Origin of the sequence: Rhodococcus sp. EPR-147 (assembly GCF_001647185.1) — a bacterium.
Classification (GTDB): Bacteria; Actinomycetota; Actinomycetes; order Mycobacteriales; family Mycobacteriaceae; genus Rhodococcoides.
The window spans coordinates 1-4,703 of record NZ_LVCU01000568.1 but is presented as its reverse complement, the minus strand read 5'-3'; the positions used below and the strand labels follow the sequence as shown (position 1 = coordinate 4,703).

The window sequence follows — 4,703 nt, the reverse complement described above, 5'->3', positions numbered from 1 at the left end:
ATGCCGTCTCCTTGGGCTCATGTTGTCTCTGCCTGCGCAGTCTATGTCAAGGCTCTAGTCGGGGCATCGCTAGAGGTGAGCGATACAGTGGCGCTTCGCTGGACTTTCCACATGCGTGTGTTGTGTCAGCCGGGTTAGGTGGGACGTGGTTTGACGATGTCTGATCGTTGTCCGCGCCAGTGGACGCTGCGTATCGGCGCGGGGTCTCATTGCACTTCGGTTTCGACGAAGCCGGTGTAGCGAATGGAGCCGTCGTCGATGGCCGTGAGTACTCGCTGCTTGAGCTGATCGGCCTTGCTGTTGGCTGGCCCCACCGCCACGAACGAGCGGGTCGGTGAGATCGCTCCCGAACGGTTAGCGGCAGACAGCCTCGTCGCCAAGTTCTTTCGGGTGTTCGACCGCCCGACGGACAGCACGAAGGAGCCGGGCCGGAGGTCGAGAGCCCGAGTGGGTGCTGGAATCGCTTCGAGCCGTGCGTGAGAGACGCCAAAGCCGGTGACGGCGGTGGGCGGCAGGCGTGGGTTGTTTGCATGACAATGCGAGCCGTCCGGTACAACCACCGACGAACAGGACGCTCGCCGCGCGTGCGGCGAGCATGATGGGGGAGAGTAGATGCGCTCGGTCGTGTTGAACCACTCGGGGTTTGACTGGAACTGTGCGTCGCGAACGAATACGACCGACTTGCCCAGCAGCGGAGCATGATTCGATCCCCGCGTCATGTCGTACGGGTCGAGCGGTATTCGAAGCCGGGTGAGAACGTGGCTGCCGGCGCGTAGTCGACCATCGGTTCGAGACCGGATCGACGAGTGGCGAGGGTCACTTCGAGTGACGGGTCGGGTATGTCCTTGTCTATCGTCGCTGGACGGAGGGCATGACAGCAGGTGGCGGGGTGGGTCGAACAGGGACGTTCGCGTACATGAATTGGGCTCGATCACCCCAGTGACGCGTCACAACGGGGAATTGACTTGATTGCGCTCGTATATCGAACGAATGAATTGACGCGCGCTGCCCCTGGACCCATCCGGTGCACGGAAAGCAACCAGCTATGTAACGATTAAGCCACGCAGTGACACGTTGCGAGTTGTACGAAACGAACGAGGAGCGCGAAGCATGGAGATACAGGATTATCTGAGAATCCTGAAGGCGAGGTGGATCATCATCGCCGTCACCGTGATCGTCGCGATCCTTGGGGCCTTGGGTGCGTCCCTGTTGACGACGCCGCTCTACGAGTCCAGCGCAAGGATGTTCGTCTCCACTTCCGGCGGAACGTCGGTCAACGAGGCATACCAGGGCAACCTGTTCTCTCAGCAGCGTGTCGCCTCGTACTCGGAACTCGTGACCAGTGAGGCCCTCGCCGCCCGGGTTCTCGATGTGCTCCCTCTTGGTCTGACGCCGTCGCAGCTGGCGGCGAAGGTGAAGGCGTCCTCGGCCCCCGACACCGTTTTGTTCGACATCACCGTCACCGACTCGTCACCAGCTCGGGCTCGCGACATCGCCAACGCGATGGCATCGGAGCTGACGACGCAGGTACGCGACCTGGAGACCCCAGAAGATGGCGGTACTCCGTCGGCGGGCGTCAAGACCTTCCAGCAGGCCGACGCGTCCGCCTCGCCGGTCAGCCCGAACACCAAGCGCAACTTGGCCCTCGGTGCCGCCGTAGGCCTGTTGCTCGGTATCGCACTCGCAGTGCTGCGTGACCGTCTGGACAACACGATCAAGAATCGCCGTGAGATCGAGTCGATCTCCGGCAAGGCGCTCGTCGGCACCATCCCGTTCGACAAGGAACGCAAGACGCATCCGGCCGTCGACTTCCAGGACCTCACCCAATCGGCCAGTGCCGAGGCTTTCCGTGAGCTCCGTACCAACCTGCAGTTCCTCGAAGTCGATCATCCGCCGCGCGTCATCGTCGTCACCAGTGCGATTCCCAGCGAGGGCAAGACGACCACCGCGGTGAACTTGGCTATCTCGCTTGCCGAGGCCGGCCACCACGTCGTTCTCGTCGAGGGCGATCTGCGTCGTCCCCGCATCTCGAAGTACATGGGCCTCATCGGCTCGGTGGGCTTGAGTACTGTCCTTGCAGGGCAGGCGAAAGTCGACGAGGTGCTGCAGCCGACCAAGTACGAGGGCCTGCAAGCCATGGCATCCGGTCCGATTCCGCCCAACCCGTCCGAGCTGTTGGGCTCCGAGGCGTCTCGCGCCATGCTGGTGGAGCTGCGATCCAAATTCGACTACGTCATCGTCGACGGCGCTCCACTGTTGCCAGTGACCGACTCGGCCGTCCTGACCACCCATGCCGACGGCGCTCTGATGGTCACCCGCTACGGGCATACCAAGAGCAACGAATTGACCAGGGCGATCGGCAATTTGGAAACGATCGGAGCGCACGTCCTCGGTGTGGTGCTGGCATTGACTCCCTCGAAGAAGGGCGACATGTACAGCTACTCGTACAACTACACCGCCGATACGAACTTGCCCAAACAGGTGACACCACCGGTTCCCGCGCCGGCACCTCAGGCACCGGTCGCCTCGACGACGCCGGTGACCCCTCCCGCTCCCGCACCGGTGCATGCTCCGCCGACGCGACAGTCCTCACCTCGATCAGCTTCCGCGTCGCCCGCTGCCGGCCCGCGCACCAGAGAGGCAACCCGGGAATCCGAGACCGACCCCAAATCCCAGCGGCCGGAGACTGTGCCCAGAAACGGAACTGAAAATCCGAGACTGCGGAAGTAGTCAATCAGGAGGCCGGACTCAACTCGATTGGGAAGAGTTGAGCCTCGGCCGTCCGCTCGTTCTGTGACAATTCCTGCGAGCGTCATCGCCGCCAGTAGTACCGGCGTGGAAACGTACGGAATTCGTATCACGGTCGCGTCCGCAAACAAGACGTGAATGACGGCCGTGAGCTTTTCGCGGCTTCTCATGGCAGGTCCCCGAGAACGGGTTACACAACGCGCGCGATCGTGGCTTTATTCATGAGCGGCATTCGGCCCGTCGCGGCCCAAAGATCATTCGTATGAATGGATTCAAGGCTACTCTCGCCGGCCTGTTGCCATGGCCGACGAGAGTGTGTAGGCGACCTACTGAGCGATCAGCACTCCGGAACGTCGATGGTCACCGTGGGCTGATCCACCAGAGGCTGCACGGGCACCGTTGCCTCGCCTGGAGCCGAGGGCTCCTCGAGTTCCCACGTCACCGTCTGCGACTGACCCGGCGGGATGGTCAGGTACGCAGCCTGCACCGGCCGGCCCAGCTCGGTGCCGGCCTGGATAGAGAATCCCGTGATGCCGTTGACCTTCATGGACGTGATCTTCGCGCCCTGAGTGCCGTACAGATAGACGATCGATTCGTTGGTGCCGTACTCCACCGTCGGCTGGAACGTGCTCGCCACGTAGGACGTCAGGCCCGCCGGATCTACGTTGTTGGTCAGCGTTGCAGTCACGGTCGACTTACGGGTACCCGCTGTGCAGGATTCGGCCGAGTACGTGATGTCGCGGGTCAGGTAGTAATCGAGCTTGTTGCCGCCGGCATTGTTGACCACCACGTTGGCGTACGGGGCCGGGCTGTCCGGCAACACGTGACCCACCTTGGTGCCGGCCAGAATTGCCTGCTCGGCCGGGTCTGCGCTCCACACCGAGATACGGCCCTCGCTGCCGGCGCGGCCCACCGCGTCGAGCAGAGACCTGGTGGGTGCCGCGCCCGTGGTCATCTTCTGCACCACCGCCGCGGCGATCTCCTGCAGATATGCCTTGCGAGCCAACTGGTCGTCGCCGAACCTGGAATACGCTGTGCTGAGGGTTATTTCGACGACATTGTCGGCGGTGATCTGCTCACCGTCGGCCAACGTGACCGGTCCGGTGGCGCCGAGGATGTAGCTCAACGCAATCGGGTCGGTGGCAATGGCACCGTTGAGCACCTCGCCCGTCTGCTCGGTCCACATCGACGACCAGATCTGGCCGGCATACGGAAAGTGCGGGCTCGCATTCGAGTTACGGAAATCGGTGGTGGTGTTGCGCGGAGCCCACAGCGCGTTGTACTCGGGCCCCAGATCGATGGGCTGCTGCGCGAATTCGAGTTCGTTGTTGGCACCGAGAGTGTCGACGCGAGCCGTGCCGTTTTCGGCGCGAATGATGCCGTAGCCACCGAGCAACCCGCCGGTGCCTCGCGCCTCCGCGTTGGTCTGGAACGCGAGAAAGTAACTGCGCGGGCCGTTATCGCCGAGCATCGACGGCAGCAGTTCACTGGCGATCCGGGTGTTGGTGAGCAGATTCGCGAGTTCGTGCGTCTGATCGATCAACGACGTGCGAGCCTCGTCCACCACGCCGAGGAAGGCGGGCTCGTCCACTTGTTGGGCCCGCTCACTGAGCTCGTCGGCCGCCGCGGAGGTCTGCTCCAGTACCGGCTGCGCGTCCCGCAGTGCGGCGGTATCGACCTTGCCGCCGCCCTCGACGAGGCTGCTCGGATTCAAGCTCGCGCCCGCCGCCGACGCCGGGGCGAGCACGTCGTCGGCCAATCCCTGCACCACGTCGCTGATCTGCGCTACCGATTTCAAGGGACTACCAAGATATGGAACGGCTTTGGCTATCGAAAACGGGATGGACGTCGTCGCCGAGACCGCATCGTCGGCGGATTCGGAGGCGCGAGCCGCCGCAGCCTCGGCCCCGGCCGAATCGCCGTCGAGCAATGCGTCCTTGGCCTGTGTGGCCGAA

At 63.3% G+C, this 4,703-nt stretch carries 2 protein-coding genes; one reads left to right on the top strand and one right to left on the bottom strand.

The features are described from left to right. Nucleotides 1-1,110 precede the first annotated feature (1,110 nt). On the top strand, nucleotides 1,111-2,730 hold the full coding sequence (locus tag A2J02_RS25425; protein WP_082898728.1) for a polysaccharide biosynthesis tyrosine autokinase: 1,620 nt from the start codon (nucleotides 1,111-1,113) through the stop codon (nucleotides 2,728-2,730). 355 nt (nucleotides 2,731-3,085) lie between these two features. On the opposite strand, the gene A2J02_RS25420 is transcribed toward A2J02_RS25425, so the two are convergent. Then, the coding region (locus A2J02_RS25420; protein WP_068055356.1) for a DUF4012 domain-containing protein at nucleotides 3,086-4,703 on the bottom strand (1,618 nt) is incomplete at its 5' end.

Bases quoted from the DNA above. Each gene is read 5' to 3' on its own strand.
- A2J02_RS25425 (WP_082898728.1), top strand. From the start codon at position 1,111: ATGGAGATACAGGATTATCTGAGAATCCTGAAGGCGAGGTGGATCATC.